Annotated in this window: 17 protein-coding genes; 7 read left to right on the top strand and 10 right to left on the bottom strand. The window is 75.5% G+C overall.

The genetic code is table 11. The annotated features are described in order from the left end of the window. Window positions 1–6: 6 nt before the first annotated feature. Together SM577_RS11035 and SM577_RS11040 are read left to right on the top strand one after the other, a co-directional pair. Window positions 7–276 carry a hypothetical protein gene (locus SM577_RS11035; protein ID WP_302918462.1) on the top strand — a complete coding sequence of 90 codons (270 nt, stop codon included), beginning with the start codon at window positions 7–9 and terminating at the stop codon, window positions 274–276. Window positions 277–500: 224 nt separating this feature from the next. Next, window positions 501–1,940 carry an alpha/beta hydrolase gene (locus tag SM577_RS11040; RefSeq protein WP_474586875.1) on the top strand — a complete coding sequence of 480 codons (1,440 nt, stop codon included), beginning with the start codon at window positions 501–503 and terminating at the stop codon, window positions 1,938–1,940. A gap of 48 nt (window positions 1,941–1,988) precedes the next feature. Here the strand turns inward: SM577_RS11040 and SM577_RS11045 are convergent, their stop codons facing one another. The 4 genes from SM577_RS11045 to SM577_RS11060 form a co-directional block, all read right to left on the bottom strand. Next, on the bottom strand, window positions 1,989–2,597 hold the full coding sequence (locus tag SM577_RS11045) for a dihydrofolate reductase family protein (RefSeq protein ID WP_302918460.1): 609 nt from the start codon (window positions 2,595–2,597) through the stop codon (window positions 1,989–1,991). Beyond that, the gene (locus SM577_RS11050; RefSeq protein WP_474586825.1) at window positions 2,594–3,859 is read right to left on the bottom strand and encodes an RNA polymerase sigma factor; all 1,266 of its coding nucleotides are present in this window, start codon (window positions 3,857–3,859) and stop codon (window positions 2,594–2,596) included. The genes SM577_RS11045 and SM577_RS11050 overlap by 4 nt, the downstream gene beginning before the upstream one ends. Further along, on the bottom strand, window positions 3,856–4,221 hold the full coding sequence (locus SM577_RS11055; RefSeq protein WP_302918458.1) for a YciI family protein: 366 nt from the start codon (window positions 4,219–4,221) through the stop codon (window positions 3,856–3,858). Before SM577_RS11055 ends, SM577_RS11050 begins: the two co-directional genes overlap by 4 nt. 103 nt (window positions 4,222–4,324) lie before the next feature. Further along, window positions 4,325–5,566 carry a DUF2786 domain-containing protein gene (locus SM577_RS11060; protein ID WP_474586826.1) on the bottom strand — a complete coding sequence of 414 codons (1,242 nt, stop codon included), beginning with the start codon at window positions 5,564–5,566 and terminating at the stop codon, window positions 4,325–4,327. A gap of 190 nt (window positions 5,567–5,756) precedes the next feature. On the opposite strand from SM577_RS11060, the gene hflX reads away from it, so the two are divergent. The 3 genes from hflX (at window position 5,757) to SM577_RS11075 (ending at window position 9,071) form a co-directional block, all read left to right on the top strand. Next, the gene (gene hflX / locus SM577_RS11065; protein WP_302918456.1) at window positions 5,757–6,908 is read left to right on the top strand and encodes a GTPase HflX; all 1,152 of its coding nucleotides are present in this window, start codon (window positions 5,757–5,759) and stop codon (window positions 6,906–6,908) included. Window positions 6,909–6,987: 79 nt separating this feature from the next. Then, entirely contained in the window at window positions 6,988–8,235 is a 1,248-nt protein-coding gene (locus SM577_RS11070) for a PucR family transcriptional regulator (RefSeq protein ID WP_302918455.1), read from the top strand. Window positions 8,236–8,750: 515 nt separating this feature from the next. Next, window positions 8,751–9,071, top strand: coding sequence for a TraR/DksA family transcriptional regulator (locus SM577_RS11075; RefSeq protein ID WP_474582872.1), 321 nt, complete (start codon window positions 8,751–8,753; stop codon window positions 9,069–9,071). Between the two features lie 233 nt (window positions 9,072–9,304). On the opposite strand, the gene SM577_RS11080 is transcribed toward SM577_RS11075, so the two are convergent. Next, the gene (locus tag SM577_RS11080; protein ID WP_474586827.1) at window positions 9,305–10,192 is read right to left on the bottom strand and encodes an NAD(P)-dependent oxidoreductase; all 888 of its coding nucleotides are present in this window, start codon (window positions 10,190–10,192) and stop codon (window positions 9,305–9,307) included. Between the two features lie 273 nt (window positions 10,193–10,465). Between SM577_RS11080 and SM577_RS11085 the strand changes: the two genes are divergently transcribed. Then, on the top strand, window positions 10,466–10,912 hold the full coding sequence (locus tag SM577_RS11085) for a DUF4383 domain-containing protein (RefSeq protein WP_302918452.1): 447 nt from the start codon (window positions 10,466–10,468) through the stop codon (window positions 10,910–10,912). Window positions 10,913–11,025: 113 nt separating this feature from the next. Here SM577_RS11085 and SM577_RS11090 read toward each other — a convergent pair whose 3' ends face one another. From SM577_RS11090 to SM577_RS11100, 3 genes are all read right to left on the bottom strand, one after another. Beyond that, window positions 11,026–11,988 carry an anti-sigma factor RsbA family regulatory protein gene (locus SM577_RS11090; RefSeq protein WP_474586828.1) on the bottom strand — a complete coding sequence of 321 codons (963 nt, stop codon included), beginning with the start codon at window positions 11,986–11,988 and terminating at the stop codon, window positions 11,026–11,028. After that, the gene (locus SM577_RS11095) at window positions 11,985–12,818 is read right to left on the bottom strand and encodes an MEDS domain-containing protein (protein ID WP_302918450.1); all 834 of its coding nucleotides are present in this window, start codon (window positions 12,816–12,818) and stop codon (window positions 11,985–11,987) included. The genes SM577_RS11090 and SM577_RS11095 overlap by 4 nt, the downstream gene beginning before the upstream one ends. A 104-nt stretch (window positions 12,819–12,922) precedes the next feature. Then, entirely contained in the window at window positions 12,923–14,023 is a 1,101-nt protein-coding gene (locus SM577_RS11100) for an L-dopachrome tautomerase-related protein (RefSeq protein WP_302918449.1), read from the bottom strand. 224 nt (window positions 14,024–14,247) lie between these two features. Between SM577_RS11100 and SM577_RS11105 the strand changes: the two genes are divergently transcribed. Beyond that, window positions 14,248–15,156: an LLM class flavin-dependent oxidoreductase gene (locus tag SM577_RS11105; protein ID WP_474586829.1), complete on the top strand. Its 909-nt coding sequence runs from the start codon at window positions 14,248–14,250 to the stop codon at window positions 15,154–15,156. Window positions 15,157–15,181: 25 nt separating this feature from the next. On the opposite strand, the gene SM577_RS11110 is transcribed toward SM577_RS11105, so the two are convergent. Further along, window positions 15,182–15,706, bottom strand: a complete 525-nt coding sequence (locus SM577_RS11110) for a DUF421 domain-containing protein (RefSeq protein WP_302918447.1) — start codon at window positions 15,704–15,706, stop codon at window positions 15,182–15,184. Window positions 15,707–15,751: 45 nt separating this feature from the next. Next, on the bottom strand, window positions 15,752–16,255 hold the full coding sequence (locus tag SM577_RS11115; RefSeq protein ID WP_302918446.1) for an ATP-binding protein: 504 nt from the start codon (window positions 16,253–16,255) through the stop codon (window positions 15,752–15,754). Window positions 16,256–16,261 lie beyond the last annotated feature (6 nt).

The following is a 16,261-nucleotide window of genomic DNA, read 5'->3' on the forward strand; positions in this document are numbered from 1 at the left end:
CCCGACATGAGCGAACACGACTGGACCGAGGTGGTCGGCGCGATCGGCATCTTCACCCTGCTGGTCAGTGTGATCACGGTGACGATCGTGCAGGCCGCCAAGACCCGCCGGGCCCGGACGGCCGGGGTCCGCGAGGAGGAGTACCGGCGGCTGGTCGACTCCGCCGTACAGGCGCAGGAGTCGAACGCCCGGATGCTGGCCGCGCTCGACGGCCGGCTCAACGGGATGGAGACCCGGCTCGGCTCGCTGGAGCGCGTCCTCAAGGACGTCGAGTAGCGGAGCCGGCTGGTCCCGGACCGCCGAGCGGCAACTCGACGGTCCGGGTGGAAGCAGCATCACCTCGCCCTGGGCGAGTTCTCACCGCAATGCTCCTTCGACGGAGAGGACAGCATCTCGTGCTGTGCGTACGCAAATCCGCCGCTCATCGCGGCCACCTGGTCGCTGGGCGGGCCCGCACCGGCGGCGGCCGCCCGGGCAGCCTCCGGGCGCTGGCCGCCGGCGTGGCCGTCGCGCTGCTGGTGACGGGCGCGCCGTCGCCCGCGCCGGCCGCGACGCCACCACCCGACCGGGCGCCGGCGATCGCCTGGCAGCCGTGCGAGGCGGACGCCACCGCCGAGTGCGGCACCCTGTCGCTCCCGGTCGACTGGGACCGGCCGGACGGCGACCGGTTCGACCTCCACCTGGCCCGCCGTACCGCCACCGACCCGACCGCCCGGCTCGGCTCGCTGGTCTTCGGCCCGGGCGGGCCGGGCGACTCCGGCGTGCACCGGATCATCGCCAACGACCGGTTCAGCGACGACCTGCGTCGCCGGTTCGACATCGTCAGCTTCGACCCGCGCGGCATCGGGCGGAGCAATCCGGTGCTCTGCTCGGCCCGGCTGCTCGCCCGGCAGCCCCAGGTGATCGCGGACCAGGCCCAGTTCGCCGCCACCCTGGCCGGCAACGAGGCGCTGCGGGCGGACTGCCGGGAACGGACCGGGCCGCTCTTCGACCACGTCGACACCGGCAGCGCCGTACGGGACCTGGACGCGATCCGGGCCGCCCTCGGCGAGCGGCGGCTCACCTTCCACGGCAGCTCGTACGGCACCCTGCTCGGCGCCCAGTACGCCGAGCAGTTCCCGCACCGGGTCCGGGCCATGGTGCTGGAGAGCGCGGTCGACCACAGCCTCGGCACCCGGGCGTTCCTGGACACCCAGGCCGCCGCCGCGCAGGACTCCTTCGACGAGTTCGTCTCCTGGTGCGCCCGCTCCGCGAGCTGTCCTCTGCACCGGGAGGACGTCCGGGCCGTCTGGGCCGGTCTCTTCGCCCGGGCAGCGCGGGGTGAGCTGGCCGACCCGGACCGTCCCGGCGTCGGCTTGTCGCCGTACGGCCTGAGCCGGTTCGCCCAGCGCAAGCTCTACGGCCCGGACTGGGCCGGGCTGGCCCGGCAGATCGTCGCGCTGCGGGCGGCCCCGCCGGTCGGCACCACCGCGGCCAGCGCCGGTGGCCAGCACGAGGACGCGAGCCAGCCGCATCCCTTCGCGGTCTTCTGCGCGGACTGGCACCTGCCGGTGCGCGACCACTCCGAGTACGCGGCCCACCTGCGCCGGATGGCCCGGATCGCGCCCGACCTGCGCTACCCGCAGGCACTGCCGGCGGTGGCGACCTGCCTGGGCACCCCGGCACCGGTCGCCAACCCCCAGCACCGGCTGCGGGTCCGCACCGACGTGCCGCTGCTGCTGGCCAGCACCCGGCACGATCCGGCGAGCGGGTACGACTGGGCGCGGAACGTGGCGCGGCAGCTCGGCCGCAGCGGCGTGCTGCTGACCTACCAGGGCTGGGGGCACGGCAACTACTCGCGCAGCGCGTGCGTCCAGGGCGCCGTCGACCAGTACCTGATCTCGGTCGAGGTGCCCGCCCGGGGCACCCGCTGCCCGGCCGTCGCGCCGGCCGGGAGCTGACCGGAGCCGGCCGGCGGGCCACCTTCCGCCGCCCGCCGGCCGGCCACCTCAGCGCAGCACCCGGTAGCGGACGTGGGTGACAGTGGGGCCGGCGACCACGGCCACCTGCTCCAGCCGGGGGTCGCCCACACCGTCGAAGATCCGTTCGCCGGCGCCCAGCACGATCGGCACGATGTGCAGGTGCAGCGTGTCGAGCAGGCCGGCCGCCAGGAACTGCCGCACGACGCTGGCGCCGCCGGCGACCGCCACCTCGCGGTCCCCGGCCGCCCGCCGGGCCTGCGCCAGCGCCGAGTCGACGCCGTCGGTGACGAACCGGAACTCCGTGCCGCCGGCCATCGGCAGCGGGTCGCGCGGGTGGTGGGTCAGCACGAACACCGGGGCGTGGAACGGCGGGTCCTCGCCCCACCAGCCGCGCCAGGACTCGTCCCACGGCCCGTCGCCGCCGCCGAACATCCGCCGCCCCATCACGTACGCCCCGACGTCGCGGGTCACCTCGTCGAGCACCCGGGCGTCCACCTCGGACCGTTCGCCGTCGGCGGGGAAGGCCCAGTCGTGCAGCCGCATGCCGCCCCTGCCGAGCGGATCCTGGACGCTCTGCCCGGGTCCCGCCACGTAGCCGTCCAGGGACATCGAGATATGGCAGGTCACCGTGCTCATCGTGGCTCCTTCGTCGGTTCGGGCGGCGCGGCCAGCCGGGCCGCGCGCAGCTCCAGGTAGCGCTGTTCCGGGCGGCTGGTGGTCGCCCGCGCCGCCGCCCGGTACGCCTCCCGCGCGGCGGCCGGCTCGCCGGCCAGTTCCAGCAGGTGGGCACGGACGGCGGCGAGCCGGTGGTGCCCGGCGGTGCGCTCGTCGGCGTCGAGCGGGGCGAGCAGGGCCAGCCCGGCCCGGGGCCCGTCCACCATGGCCACCGCCACCGCCTGGTTCAGCGTGATCATCGGGTTCGGCGCGAGCCGGGCCAGCAGCCGGTAGAGCGCCAGGATCTGCGCCCAGTCGGTCCGCTCGGCCGACGGTGCCTCGGCGTGCACCGCGGCGATCGCCGCCTGCACCTGGTACGGCCCCGGCGGCGACCAGGTCAGCGCGGCGGTGACCAGGGCGATCCCCTCCTCGATGGCGGCCCGGTCCCACCGGCTGCGGTCCTGCTCGGCGAGCGGGACCAGTTCCCCGTCCGGCCCGGTACGCGCCGCCCGGTGCGCGTCGGTGAGCAGCATCAGCGCCAGCAACCCGGCCACCTCGCCGTCGTCGGGCAGCAGCCGGTGCAGGATCCGGGTGAGCCGGATCGCCTCGCTGGTCAGCTCGGCCCGGTGCAGGTCCGGGCCGCTGGACGCGGTGTAGCCCTCGTTGAAGATCAGGTAGAGCACCTGGAGCACGGTGCGCAGCCGTTCGTCCCGCTCCGCCGCCGACGGCATGGTGAACGTCGCCCCGGCGGCCTCGACCCGCTGCTTCGCCCGCCGGATGCGCTGGCTCATGGTCGCCTCGGGCACCAGGTGGGCGCGGGCGATCTGCGCCGTGGTCAGGCCGCCGACCGCGCGCAGCGTCAGCGCCACCTGGGCCGAGCGGGCCAGCGCCGGGTGGCAGCAGAGGAAGAGCAGGGTCAGCGTGTCGTCCTCGGCCGGCGGCTCCGCGTCGGCCGGCGGGGCGAGCGCGGCGTACGCCGGCTCGCGGATCGCCACCGCGACCTCGCGCTCCCGGCGGGCCCGCTCGCTGCGCCACTCGTCGGTGAGCCGCCGGGTGGCGACGGTGAGCAACCAGGCGCGGGGATTGTCCGGCACGCCCTGCTCGGGCCACTGCGTCGCGGCGGCGAGCAGGGCCTCCTGGACGGCGTCCTCGCACCGGTCGAACTGGCCGTGCCGGCGCACCAGGAGGCCGAGGACCTGCGGCGCGACGGTACGCAGCAGGTCCTCGACGGCCCGGTCCGTCACATCTCCGTCCCGGCCTCGTCCATCACCGGGCGGACCTCCAGCGCGCCACCCAGCCGCACGTCCGGCCAGCGCTGGGCGATCTCGACGGCCCGCTCGACGCTGTCGCAGTCCACCATCAGGTAGCCGGCGAACTGCTCCTTGCTCTCCATGAACGGGCCGTCGGTGACCTCCGGCCGGCCGCCGCCGAGCCGGACGGTACGGGTCTGCGACGGGTCGGCCAGCGCCTGGCCGCCGACCAGCTCACCGGACTCGGTCAGCTCCTTCATGATCTCGTCGACCTCGCCGAAGAGCGCGGTGCGCTCGGACTCGGAGAGCGACTCGGCGAACCCGGGACGGTTCCAGATCAGCAGCATGTACTTCATCAGGTGCTCCTCGCGTCGACGTCGCGCCCATCGTGGCGCTTCTCGCCGGTAGGTCGGAGCCGACGCCCCGCACCCGACAACCCGGACGAGGAAATTTTCGGCGTCAGCGCCGGCGGCCGGGTACCTGGCGGGTGGAGCGGGCCGGCGGGCCCGGGTCGAGCGACGCGCGGTCGGCGGCGGAGGTGCCCGAGTGCCAGCCCTCGGCGTCCCGGACGCTGAGCCGGTGCCGGGTGACCCCGGGGAAGAGCGTGTCGAGGCGCTCCCGCACCGCCTCGGAACGGGCGGCGAGCACCGGCAGCAGCCGGTCCGGCCCGGCCGTCTCGGCGGCCCGCCGGTCCGCGTCCTCGGTGGCGGCCCGCAGCCGCTCGCCGATCCGCAGGGCGAAGGCGTTCAGGAAGGACTCGTCGTAGCCGCGGGTCCGCCGCCCGGCGGTACGCCGCTGGCGCTCGCCCCGGCCCCGCAGCATCGCCGCGGTGGCCTGGACGAGCAGCGAGGTGTAGAGCAGTTCGACCGCCTCCAGGTCGGCCGGCCAGCCCAGCACGGTGGTGAAGCCCAGATCGTCGGACCAGACCGCCTCGCACCGGTTGGCCGCCGCCACCTCCTGCACCAGCAGCGCCTTCGCGCCCGCGTACGGGGGGTCGGTGCTCAGTCGTACGCCGCCGGGCTGGTCGTCGCGGTCCGCGCCGGCGGACAGCAGCGCCTGGTCGACGCTGTGCCGGGCGATCAGCTCCTGGGCCTTGCCGGTCAACGCCTCGGCCTCGGCCGGGAAGGTGGTCGACTCGGCCTTGGCCAGCAGCGCCCGGACCCGTTCCAGCATCCGGGAGGCGGCATCGCCGCGGCCGCGGGCCGGGGCCGCCGGGGCGGTGGCCGCGCCGGGCGGCGGGCGGAGCACCGCGATCGGGGGCAACCCCTCGGCCAGGGCCAGCACGTCCACCGCCGCGCGGAGCGCGGTGATCCGGTCCAGCCCCTCCCGGCCCGCCCAGTCGGGCAGGTAGCGGCCGTCCTCCGGCCACCACACCCGGGCCCCCAGCTCGGCGAGCTGGGCGTCCCACCAGCCCGGCACCGGGCCGGCCTGGTCGCGCCGGTGGGCGGCGAGCACGTCCACCGCCAGCCGGGCCGGCCGGGCGCCGAGCCGGCGGGTGACGATCCGGGCCAGGTCGACCGGCTGCCAGCCGCGCGCCGCGAGCAGCCCGAACCGGCGGACCAGGCGGCGCAGCAGCACCGCGTCGACGTCCGGGGCGCCGGCGCCGACCACCAGCCGGTCCAGCTGCCGTTCGGCCAGGCGTACGTCGGTGCCGCGCGCCGCCGCCACCGCTTCGGTGATCAGTTCCTCGGCGTCCGGCACGGCCGCGCCCCTCCTCGTCGCTGTGCTCCGGGTGCGAAGGAAGTGACCGTCGCCCGCCCGCCGAACGTACCGCCGCGCGGGGCCGGCGTCCGGCGGTCGTGACCGGCGACACCGGCGCCCGGCCGGCTCCGGCATGCTTCGCCCGCTCCCGGGTAGATCGGTGGCCGACGGGAGCGAGGCGAGGTGCGCGATGGCGGGATCGTGGTTGCTGGGCAACGGCGCCGGCACGACGGCGCGGCGGCCGACGGCCGTGCTCGTCGCGGTGCACCGCGAGGACGAGGCGGGCGACACCGGCCCCGGTACGGAGGTGTCGCTGACCGAGCTGCGGCGGCTCGCGGACACCGACGGGCTGGCCGTGGTCGACGAGGTCGTGCAGAACCGGCCGCGCCCCGATCCGGCCACCTTCGTCGGTTCCGGCAAGGTCGACGAGTTGGCCGCCCTGGCCGAGCGGACCGGCGCCGATCTGGTGATCGCCGACGGCGAGCTGACCCCGGGCCAGGTGCGCAACCTGGAGGAGCGGGTCGGGGTGCGGGTGGTCGACCGGACCGCGCTGATCCTGGACATCTTCGCCGAGCACGCCCGCACCAGCGAGGGCCGGGTCCAGGTGGAGCTGGCGCAGATCGCGTACCAACTGCCCCGGCTGCGCGGCGACGGGCGCTCGATGTCCCGGGTCGGTGGTGGCCGGATGGCCGGCGGCGCCGGCATGGGTGTCCGCGGTCCCGGTGAGATGCGGTTGGAGACCCAGCGCCGCCGGCTGCGCCAGCGCGCCACCCGGCTGCGCCGCAACGCCTCCGAGCTGACCCGCCGGCGGGAGCGCAACCGGGAGCGGCGGGCCCGCAACCAGGTGCCCTCGGTGGCCATCACCGGCTACACCAACGCCGGCAAGTCGGCGCTGCTCAACCGCCTCACCGGCGCCGACGCGCAGGTGCAGGACGTGCTCTTCGCCACCCTCGACCCGACGGTGCGCCGGGTACGCGCCGACGACGTGCTGTTCACCGTCACCGACACGGTGGGCTTCGTCCGGCACCTGCCGCACCAGCTGGTGGACGCGTTCCGCTCGACGCTGGACGAGGTCAGCCGGGCCGACCTGGCCCTGCACGTGGTCGACGCGTCGGCGCCGGACGCGCTGGACCAGATCACCACGGTGCACGGGGTGCTGCACGAGATCGGCGCCGGTGACGTACCGGAGCTGCTGGTGCTCAACAAGATCGACGTGACGCCGGTCGAGTGGCTGGACGCGCTGCTGCGGGTGCACCAGGGCGCGATCGCGGTCTCCGCGCTCACCGGCGCCGGCATGGACGAGCTGCGGGCCACGCTGGCCCGCCGGCTGGCCCGGCGCTGAGCCCGGGTGGGGTGGCCGCCGGGTTAGGGTGTGCCGGATCGGCGGTGGGCGCCGAGACCAGGTCCGAGGGAGTCGGTGGATGACCGGCGCAGTCCGGCGGCCCGGCCCGGGACGGTGGGCCGGCGCGGGTCACGACGACGCCTGGCTGGCGGAGGTAGCGCGGGGTGCCAGCGCGGACGCCGGCGGGGTGCCGGTGGAGCTGCTCGGCGACTACCTGCCGCTGCTGGCGGAGGCGGCGCTGACCGGGCGCCGGCCCCGGCGCGGTGAACTCGACGCGGTCGGCGCACTGGGCCGGCGGGCCGCCGAACAGGGCGTGTCGGCGGGGCGCGCGGTGCAGCTCTACCTGTCCGCGGCGCGGCGGCTGTGGCAGCAGTCGCCGCAGCTGGCGCGGGCCACCGACAGCGAGGTGGTACGGGCCGCGGCCGAGGCGGTGCTGCACGTCGTCGACGCCGCGGTGGCCACCCTGGCCGAGGGCTTCGCGGTGGCCCGGCGGGAACTGGTCCGCCGGGAGGAGGCGCTGCGCCGGGAACTCGTCGACGACCTGCTGCGCGGCGACTCCGATCTCGGTGGCCTGGTGGAGCGCGCCGAGCCGTTCGGGCTGGACCTGGCGCGGGTGCACCAGGTGGCGCTGGCCGCGCCGCGCCGCCGGCTGCCCGACACCGACGCGGCGATCAGCGCCCTGGAGGCGGTCATCTTCGACCGGCTGGGCGACCGGGACGTGCTGGTCGCCACCAAGGAGGGGCTGCTGGTGGTGATCGCCCCGGCCGACGCGGTGGCCCCCGACCGGGCGGCCGGAGGCGGTGCCCCGGTCGGTGACCTGGGCCGGTTGATGCACGCCGAGCTGGACCGGCTGCCCAGAGGCCGGCCCTGGCAGGTGGCGGTCGGCCGCCCGCACCCCGGGCTGTACGGCATCGCCCGCTCCTACGAGGAGGCCCGGGAGGCGCTGGCCATGGCGCGGCGGCTGCACGCCGACACCGCCGTCATCGACGCCCACGACCTGCTCATCTACCGCGTCCTGCTGCGCGACCAGCCGGCCATGGTCGACCTGGTGCGGGCGGTGCTCAGCCCGCTGAGCCGTAGCCGGGGCGGCGCCGAGCCGCTGCTGGACACCCTCGACGCGTACTTCGCCACCGGCGGGGTGTCCACCGAGGCGGCCCGCCGGCTGCACGTGTCGGTCCGTACGGTGACCTACCGGCTGGCCCGGGTCCGCTCGCTGACCGGCCACGACCCGACCGACCCCGGTGACCGGTTCACCCTCCAGGCGGCGGTCTTCGGCGCCCGGGCGCTGGACTGGCCGGCCCAGCCGCTGCCCGGCCCCGCGTCCTGACCCGCCGGGGCGCGGCCCGGGCGGCCCACCAGGGACCGGACGGGGCGCCGACCTGTCCGGCGGTCGGCAATCTGGGGGCCGGTTGTTGGCCGGCCGTGGGCACTGTCCGGCCGCCGATTTCGGCCGACTCTGGAGGTCCGAGGTGTTCCCGACCGGCGAGGAGGCGGTGATGACGACCAGCGTGGTGGCTGTGCCACCCTCGCCACCCGGTCGGCCGCCGGTCCCGGCCGCCGGCCGCCGGAAAAGCGTGATCGCCGGTCCGGGCGGGTGTCCGCCGACCGCGGCCACGGGATCGCCTCGCCGATCCGGGACCTGACGCTCCGCCGGACTGACCAGCCCTTCCCGGCCGCCGCGCTGTTGCCGCGGCGGCCGACGCGCAGTTTCGTCCCCGGCCCGGCGTTCGCCGGTCCCGTCGCATCCGATCCCACCCCGCAGGCCGCCCGGCGCGGCGGCCGCCCCGCATCCACCCCGGCGATCCCGGGGATCCCGCGCACCACCGAGAGGAAGACACGATCATGACGGACACCGTCAGCAACCGCACCGAGGCCCTGCGTGACCTTCTGGAGCGGCAGTTCCAGAGCTACACCGACCAGCTCGCGGAACTCACCATCCACAGCCGGCAGCCGGAGCAGGGTGGGCACGACCCGGACACGCTCCGCGGCCTGATGGAGACCGCCCGGCAGGGGGTCGCGGACACCGCGCAGGCGTTGCAGCGGATGTCCGAGGGCAGCTACGGCCTCTGCGAGCGGTGCGGGGGCGAGATTCCGGTCGCCCGCCTGGAGATCCTGCCCTGGGCCCGCTTCTGCGTGCCCTGCCAGGAGCGCCAGGGCAGCTGACCGCGCCCCGCTGACCGCCGCGGTACGGCGGGGCGCCGACGGCGGGTCAGTCGCCGTGGTGCGGGTTGGCGGCGGTCGGCCGCTGCGTGCAGCCGTCCTCGCCGCGGGGCCGGCGCGGTGGGGCCGGCCCGCGGCACGGCGGTCGTACGCAGCTCCGGCCCGCCCTCGCGCCATGGCTCGCGCGGGTCGGAGCGGGTGCGGCGGCCGCCGAGTACGACGGGCGGGTACCGCGCTCAGTGGACCGCGACGCCGGCGATGCGCAGGCTCTCGTAGATCCGGGCGAAGCCCTCCGTGCCGTGCCCCGCGTCGACCTGCCGCTGGATGAGTCGCTGGACCATCGCGACGGGGGCCGGGTCGACGCCCTGCGCGACGCTCGCGTCGATGATGTCGCCCAGGTCGGAGAAGGTGAGACTCTGCTGGCCCGGCACTGTGTAGTCGCCGCCGTCGACGACCTCGGCGTAGCCGTCGAACGCGGTGGTCATCGCGGTCAGCCAGGGCGCCGCCAGCGCGGCGAACCGGCGCGCGGGAATGCCGGCCGGGGCCACCATCGCCGCGCCGTGCAGGAAGCCGGCGAACATCACGTACATGCCGGCGAGCAGCGCGAGGTCGACCAGCGAGGCCAGGCCGGCGTCGGTGCCCTGGAACCTGCTCTCGCCCCAGTGGTCGAGGACGTGCCGATGCCGGTCGAAGGCGTCCCGCGCACCGCTGTAGAGGATCAGGGAGCCGGGGCCGCCGATCATCTCCGGTACCGCCATGATGCCGCCGTCGACGTAGGCGGCACCCGCGCCCTCGGCCCAGGCGGCCAGCTCACGGGCCTGTGCCGGAGTGGTCGTGGTGACGTTGACGATGGTTCGCCCCGGCAGGTCGGCGGCGACCGGATCGAGGACGTCATGGACCGACGCGTGGTCGAACAGGCAGACCACGACGAGACCGGCCGCCCGTACCGCCTCCTTCGCCGAGCCCGCCTCGGTCGCACCGGCCGCGACGAGGTCGCCCGCCCGGCCCGGGCTGCGGTTCCACACAGTGGTCGGGTGCCCGGCCCCGAGCACGGCTGCCGCCAGTGCGCGGCCCATCGCGCCGAGCCCGAGCACGCTCACGCCGGGGTCGTTCCGCTGGGTCATGGTGCTGCTCTCCTCGCTGTCGTTGCCTTATGCGAGCCTGTGCCATCGCGGCAGCATTGACCAGTACCGACAATTTAGTGCGGTACTTACCTTTTGGTAAGTGCGGGGAGAGACCCCGGCCGGCCGCCGACCGCCGAGAGGTGGACGCCAACCGGCTACCGCTGCCGCCGGGCCGGTACCCGCGGAACCACCGTCCACACCGCGCCGAGGTGTTTCGACCGCACCGGTCGGGGCACATCGGCCTCACCTGTTTCATCGACGGAGGTAGAAGACATGGTTGGCACGTCCGGCACCACCACCGCCCGCCACCCGGTGCGCACCGCCGCCCTGGCCGTCGGCGCGGTCTTCCTACTGGTCGGGGTGCTGGGCTTCATCCCGGGCATCACCACCGACTACGGCACGATGACGTTCGCCGGGCACGAGTCCGAGGCGAAGCTGCTCGGGCTCTTCCAGGTGTCGATCCTGCACAACCTGGTGCACGTCGCCTTCGGTCTCGCCGGCCTGGCGCTGGCCCGTTCGGTCTCCGGAGCCCGGATGTACCTGATCGCCGGTGGCGCCGTCTACCTGGTGCTCTGGCTCTACGGTCTGGTCGTCGACCACGACAGCGGCGCCAACTTCGTGCCGCTCAACACGGCCGACAACTGGCTGCACCTGTTCCTCGGCCTGGGCATGATCGGTCTCGGCGTGGCGCTCACCCGCCGGCCGGCGGATCGCCGCTGACCGCCGTCGAAGCAGCGCCGTGGCCGTCCGCCGCGGCGCTGCTTCGACTCCGGGGTCGTGGGGGTGGTGGGTCGGCGTCCCCACCGCCCCGCGGGTCGGCCGGGCGCTCGGGGTCAGCCGCCGTGGTGCGGGTTGCCGGCGGTCAGCCGCAGCGTGAAGCCGGCCTCGTCGCGGCGCAGGGTGACGTGGTTGCAGGACTGGTAGGTGATCCACAGGCCGAGCCCGCCGGGGTCGCCGTCGCCGACCGGCAGCAGGCCGGCGAAGGGATCACGGGGCCCGGCGCCGCCGTCGCTGACCGTCACCACGATCCGGTCGTGGCCCGGCCAGAGCCGGACGCGGACCGGGGGAACCCCGTACCGCTGCGCGTTGGTGACCGTCTCGCTCACCGCCACCACCAGGTCGTCGACGTCGTCGGCCGGCAGCAGGCCCCGGTCGACGGCGTGCACGGCGGCACGCGCCTGGGCCGCCGTCGGGTCGGTCAGCTCGACCGCCGGTGTCGCCGCCTGGAGCGGATCCGGCACCACCGGGTGGTTCTCCAGCAGGTACTCCGCCGGCGGGGTGTAGGTGGGGCTGGGCAGGTGCCCGCCGTCGGGTGTGGCGAACCGGGGGTGGGTCCGGGCCACGTCGGCCAGCACCGCCGCCGGGGTGATCCGGGTGTCGTACGCGCACATGCTCCACAGCGGGAACTCGTCGTACGCGTGGTTGATCGCCGCCTCGTACCGGGCCCACCAGTCCCACGTCGGGCCGAACGCCGGCCGCGGCAGCTCGCCGACGATGCGGATCTGGCCGGCGCCCTCGGCCACCCGGTCGGCCAGCAGCCGCCGGTAGGAGCGGATCGCGGCGGTCGGCCGGGCGTACACGTCGCCGCCGGGCAGGAACTCGACCTTCAGCCCGGGGGGCAACGCCGACCGGACCAGCCCGCCGGTGCGCTCGCCCAGCGCGACGAAGGTCGGCTCGCCCGCCTCGACGCCGCCGATCAGGAAGGGCAGCAGGACGGCGAGCAGCTCGTCGTCGCTGTCGTAGCGGATCGCCTCGTGGTAGTAGCCCTGGTGGCCGGCGGCGGCTCCGGTCCTCATCGGGCCACCTCCACCCGTACCCGGGGCAGGTCCAGCAGGTCGACCAGCCGGGCCAGGGCCGGGCGGCCGGTCCGCAGCACCGCCGTCGCCGCGCGGCGGTGCGCGTACTCGTCGAGGTGCACCAGCGAGCGGTGGTCGAGGAACCGCAGGCCGGTCGCCCGCAGCACCAGCTCGCCGCCGGTCGGGCGCAGGTCGGCCCGGGCCAGGGCGGTGCCGAACAACTCGTGCTGGGACGGATCCAACTCACCGGCGAGGGCGGCGTGCCCGTCGCCCGGGGCGACCGCGTACAGCCGGAAGAGCAGCTCCTCGACGTTGCTCTCGGGGTGCAGGCTGGCCAGCTCGGCGACCGCCCGGGCGCCCAGCTCGGGCCGGTGGTAGGCGCACATCGCGCGGAACGGTCGGCTCCGCATGTAGCGGTCGACCTGGTGCTCGTAGCGGGCGAACGCGTCGAGCTGCGCCGGGGTGCGCACCAGGGCGGTGGCCTCGGCGACGACCCGCAGCCCGGTGTGCCCGGCGGCCAGAGCCTGCTCGGTGGCGGCGGCGTAGGCGGCCACCTGTGCCGCCGGGTCCACTGTCCAGTCGCTGGCGTAGGTCGAACCGAGCGGGACCACCTCGGCGGCACCACGGCGCAGCGCGTCGGCGATCGCCGGGACCCCGCGCAGCCGGGCCAGCACCGACTCGGGCTCGTCGGGGGAGATGTACCAGACCCGCTCGCCCGCCGCGAGGCCAGCGGTGAGGTACGCCTCGGCGGACCTGCGGAAGGTGGCGGGATCGTCGTAGGCCCAGCACACGTGGCCGGACGACCCGTCCGGCCGCTGCTCATCGATCATGCTGGTCGCCCCACGCGGCCCAGTGTAGGCCGACCTGCGACGGTCGCCACCGGCCCGCGGGCGGGGCGGACCGGTGACCGGCCCGGGCCGTGCTGCCGCGAGGGTCACCGCAGCCGGACCGGTCCGGCGTCGATCCGGGTGCGGAACAGCGCGTACGGGCGGCGGCGCAGGTCCTCGCCCCGCTGGTAGGTCGGCTGGCGGTGCAGTTGGTTGGCGGTCACGTACAGGTACCCGTCGCCGGCCACCGACATGGTGTCCGGCCAGAGCAGCCGGGGATCGTGCACGAGGGTCTCGAACCGGCCGTCCGGGTGGCGGCGCAGCACCGCGTTGTGCTCGTACGAGGTGAGGTAGAAGCGGCCGGCGTCGTCGGTCTCCAGGCCGTCCGAACCGCCGCCCTTGTCCCCCTCGTGGACCACGGTGGCGGCCACGTCGGCGTCGGTGACCGTCCGGTCCGCCAGCGCGTCGGTCGCCACGCTGTACCAGTCGCGCGACGCGAGCGGGCAGTAGTAGAGCCGGGCGCCGTCGGCCGAGATGGCGATGCCGTCCGAGCCCATCGCCACCGGCTGCGGCGGGCCGTCCGGCGGTCGTTGCAGGAAGGGGCGCCCCTCGACCACCGGGCGGAACGTCGCCAGCGGCTCCGCCTTCGTGGAGGGGTGGTCGTGCAGCCGCCGCCAGGACGCGCCGCTGGCCAGGTCGACCACGATGATCCCGTTCGGCCCCGAGTCCGACGAGTCGGTGATGTACGCGACCCCGCCGTCCGAGCGGCGCAGGTCGAACCGCACGTCGTTGAGGTAGGTGGTGGTCAGCGCCACGTCGGTCGGGAAGGTGATCACCTGGGCGACGGTGTCGGTGTCCAGGTCCACCCGGACCAGCTTCGGCCCGCCCGGTTCGGTCGGCTGGAACATCGGGCTGCCGGTGTCGAGCACCCAGAGCCGGTCGGCCGGGTCGACCACGACGCTCTGCACCGAGACGAACGCCTCGGTGTCGGAGGTACCGGCCGGACTGTTCCACCGCTGGTCCGGGAAGGGCACCTCCCGGCCGCCGCGCAGCTCCACCACCGTGGCCGGCACCTCGTCGCCCCACTTGGGGAAGTTCACGAAGATCCGGCCGGTGTGCGAGACGGTCACCCCGGTCGGCATCGGCCCGGTGAACGTGTGCACCAGTTCCAGCTCGCCGACCGGCTCGTCTCCGACCGGGCCGTTCACGCCGTACCGCCCGGCCGCCGGCCCGCCGCGGCGGGTCCCGCGCCGTGGTGCCCGATCCGCATGGTGTCCCTCCCGGTGCCCGACCGCCCTTCCTGCCCGACTTCCCGGTGCCACCCGGGCGAAACCCGCCGGCCGGATGCGGGGGGCCGAGCGCGAGAGGGAACCCCATCGGGCCGTGGCGACGTGCCGGCCCGGCGCGCCGGTCCGCGAGCGAGGATGGCGTCATGACCGACTACGGGCACGAGTTGATGTTCGGCACCTTCGTCACGCCCACCGCCCAACCGGCCCGGCAGGCCGTCGACCTGGCCGTGCTGGCCGACCGCGCCGGGCTCGACCTGGTCACCTTCCAGGACCACCCGTACCAGCCCCGGTTCCAGGACACCTGGACCCTGCTGAGCTACGTGGCGGCCCGGACCGAGCGGGTCCACCTCAGCGGCAACGTGATCAACCTGCCGTTGCGCCAGCCGGCGGTGCTCGCCCGCAGCGCGGCGAGCCTCGACCTGCTCAGCGGCGGCCGGTTCGAGCTGGGTATCGGGGCGGGCGCGTTCTGGGAGGCCATCGAGGCGATGGGCGGCCGTCGACTCAGCCCGGGCGAGGCGATCGGCGCGCTGGCCGAGGCGATCGAGGTCATCCGCGCGACCTGGGCCGCCGACCAGCCCGGCGCGGTCCGGGTCAAGGGGGAGTACTACCAGGTCAACGGCGCCAAGCGGGGCCCGGCGCCGGCGCACCGGATCGGCGTCTGGCTGGGCGCGTACAAGCCGCGGATGCTGCGGTTGACCGGTCGGCTGGCGGACGGCTGGCTGCCCAGCCTGGCGTACCTGCCGGGCGGGGTGGCCGACCTGGCCGAGGCGAACCGGGTCATCGACGACGCCGCGGCCGCCGCCGGCCGCGAGCCCACCGCGGTACGCCGGTTGCTGAACATCGCCGGGCGGTTCGCCGACACCGGCCGGGCCCTGCTCGACGGGCCGCCCGAGCAGTGGGCGGAGGAGCTGGCCGGCCTGACCCTGGAGCACGGGGTCAGCGCCTTCATCCTGGCCACCGACGATGCCGCCACCACCGAGCGGTTCGCCGCCGAGGTGGTGCCGGCCACCCGGGAACTGGTCGCCGAGGAGCGCGCCCGCCGCGCCGGCTGACCCGACCCCGGCCCTCGGTCCCGCCTCACCCCGCCGGGCCCCGCCGGGGCTTCTTCCGGGGCTTGTCGCCGGCGGCGGGGATGACGCTGAACTGGCCGTCCGGCTCCATCCGGACCTCGCGTACCTCGCTGAGGTCGGCGAAGCCCTGCTCCCGCAGCTCGGCGTGGAGCTCGTCGTCGGTGATGAACTCCCGGCGCAGGTTGCGGCGCAGGATCCGGCCGTCCCGCACGAGCACCAGCGAGTTCGGCCGGATCAGCCGGGCGGCTGCCGGCGACCAGTAGGCGAGCACGTCCAGCAGGTACGACCAACCGATGATCACCGCGACCAGGAGCACCCCGTCGGTGACGGACCGGTAGTCGTCCGCCATGCCGTTCTGCGCGGCGTCGGCGAGCAGCACGATGACCAGCAGGTTGGTCACGCCGGTGGTGCCGCTCTCCCGCTTGAGGATCACCCGGAGCAGGACGAACAGCGACAGGTACATGACGCTGCCCCGGGCGAAGATCTCCAGCAGCGGCGTGTCCGGGCGGAACACGCTTTCCCAGTCGGTCACGGCGGCGCCTACCCGCCGACCGGTACGCCAATCCTCGGCGTACGGTCAGGGCTGCACCGGGCCGGCCGGGTCGACGCCGGCGGGTTCGGCCGGCCGCGCGGAGCGGTCCGCACCGGTCAGGCAGACGCTCACCGTGGCGGTCAGGCCGTCCGGGCGGCGGGTCAGCATCAGCCCGCCGGTCAGCTCACGGGCCAGCCACAGCCCGCGCCCACCGGGCACGTCCGCCGCGGGCAGCTGCACCGATTCGGCATCCGTGCCGGTGCCGTGGTCGTGCACCTCGCACACCAGCACGTCGTCCTGGCGGAGCAGCTCGACCCGACCCGACCCGCCGCCGTGCCGTACCGCGTTGGTCACCAGCTCGTGCACGGCCAGGACGAAGTCCTCGGCGTCGTCGCCGGCGAGCCCGGCGGCCAGCACGTGGCGGGCCAGCGCGTGGCGTACCTCGGTCGCCGTCGCGGCGGTGAACGCGTGCGCCCACAGCGACACCGACCGGTCCCCCACCGGGGCGCCGTCCGTCAGCTCGGCGCCTTCCGCCTGACCAGGCCGCATACGGGC

The sequence above is a fragment of the Micromonospora desertarenae genome (assembly GCF_056150265.1).

Coding starts and splice junctions, on each gene's coding strand:
- SM577_RS11085 (WP_302918452.1), top strand. CDS start 10,466: ATGGTTGGCACGTCCGGCACCACCACCGCCCGCCACCCGGTGCGCACC.
- SM577_RS11115 (WP_302918446.1), bottom strand. CDS start 16,255: ATGCGGCCTGGTCAGGCGGAAGGCGCCGAGCTGACGGACGGCGCCCCG.
- SM577_RS11075 (WP_474582872.1), top strand. CDS start 8,751: ATGACGGACACCGTCAGCAACCGCACCGAGGCCCTGCGTGACCTTCTG.
- SM577_RS11055 (WP_302918458.1), bottom strand. CDS start 4,221: ATGAAGTACATGCTGCTGATCTGGAACCGTCCCGGGTTCGCCGAGTCG.
- SM577_RS11045 (WP_302918460.1), bottom strand. CDS start 2,597: ATGAGCACGGTGACCTGCCATATCTCGATGTCCCTGGACGGCTACGTG.
- SM577_RS11035 (WP_302918462.1), top strand. CDS start 7: ATGAGCGAACACGACTGGACCGAGGTGGTCGGCGCGATCGGCATCTTC.
- SM577_RS11070 (WP_302918455.1), top strand. CDS start 6,988: ATGACCGGCGCAGTCCGGCGGCCCGGCCCGGGACGGTGGGCCGGCGCG.
- SM577_RS11090 (WP_474586828.1), bottom strand. CDS start 11,988: ATGAGGACCGGAGCCGCCGCCGGCCACCAGGGCTACTACCACGAGGCG.
- SM577_RS11105 (WP_474586829.1), top strand. CDS start 14,248: ATGACCGACTACGGGCACGAGTTGATGTTCGGCACCTTCGTCACGCCC.
- SM577_RS11080 (WP_474586827.1), bottom strand. CDS start 10,192: ATGACCCAGCGGAACGACCCCGGCGTGAGCGTGCTCGGGCTCGGCGCG.
- SM577_RS11095 (WP_302918450.1), bottom strand. CDS start 12,818: ATGATCGATGAGCAGCGGCCGGACGGGTCGTCCGGCCACGTGTGCTGG.
- hflX (WP_302918456.1), top strand. CDS start 5,757: ATGGCGGGATCGTGGTTGCTGGGCAACGGCGCCGGCACGACGGCGCGG.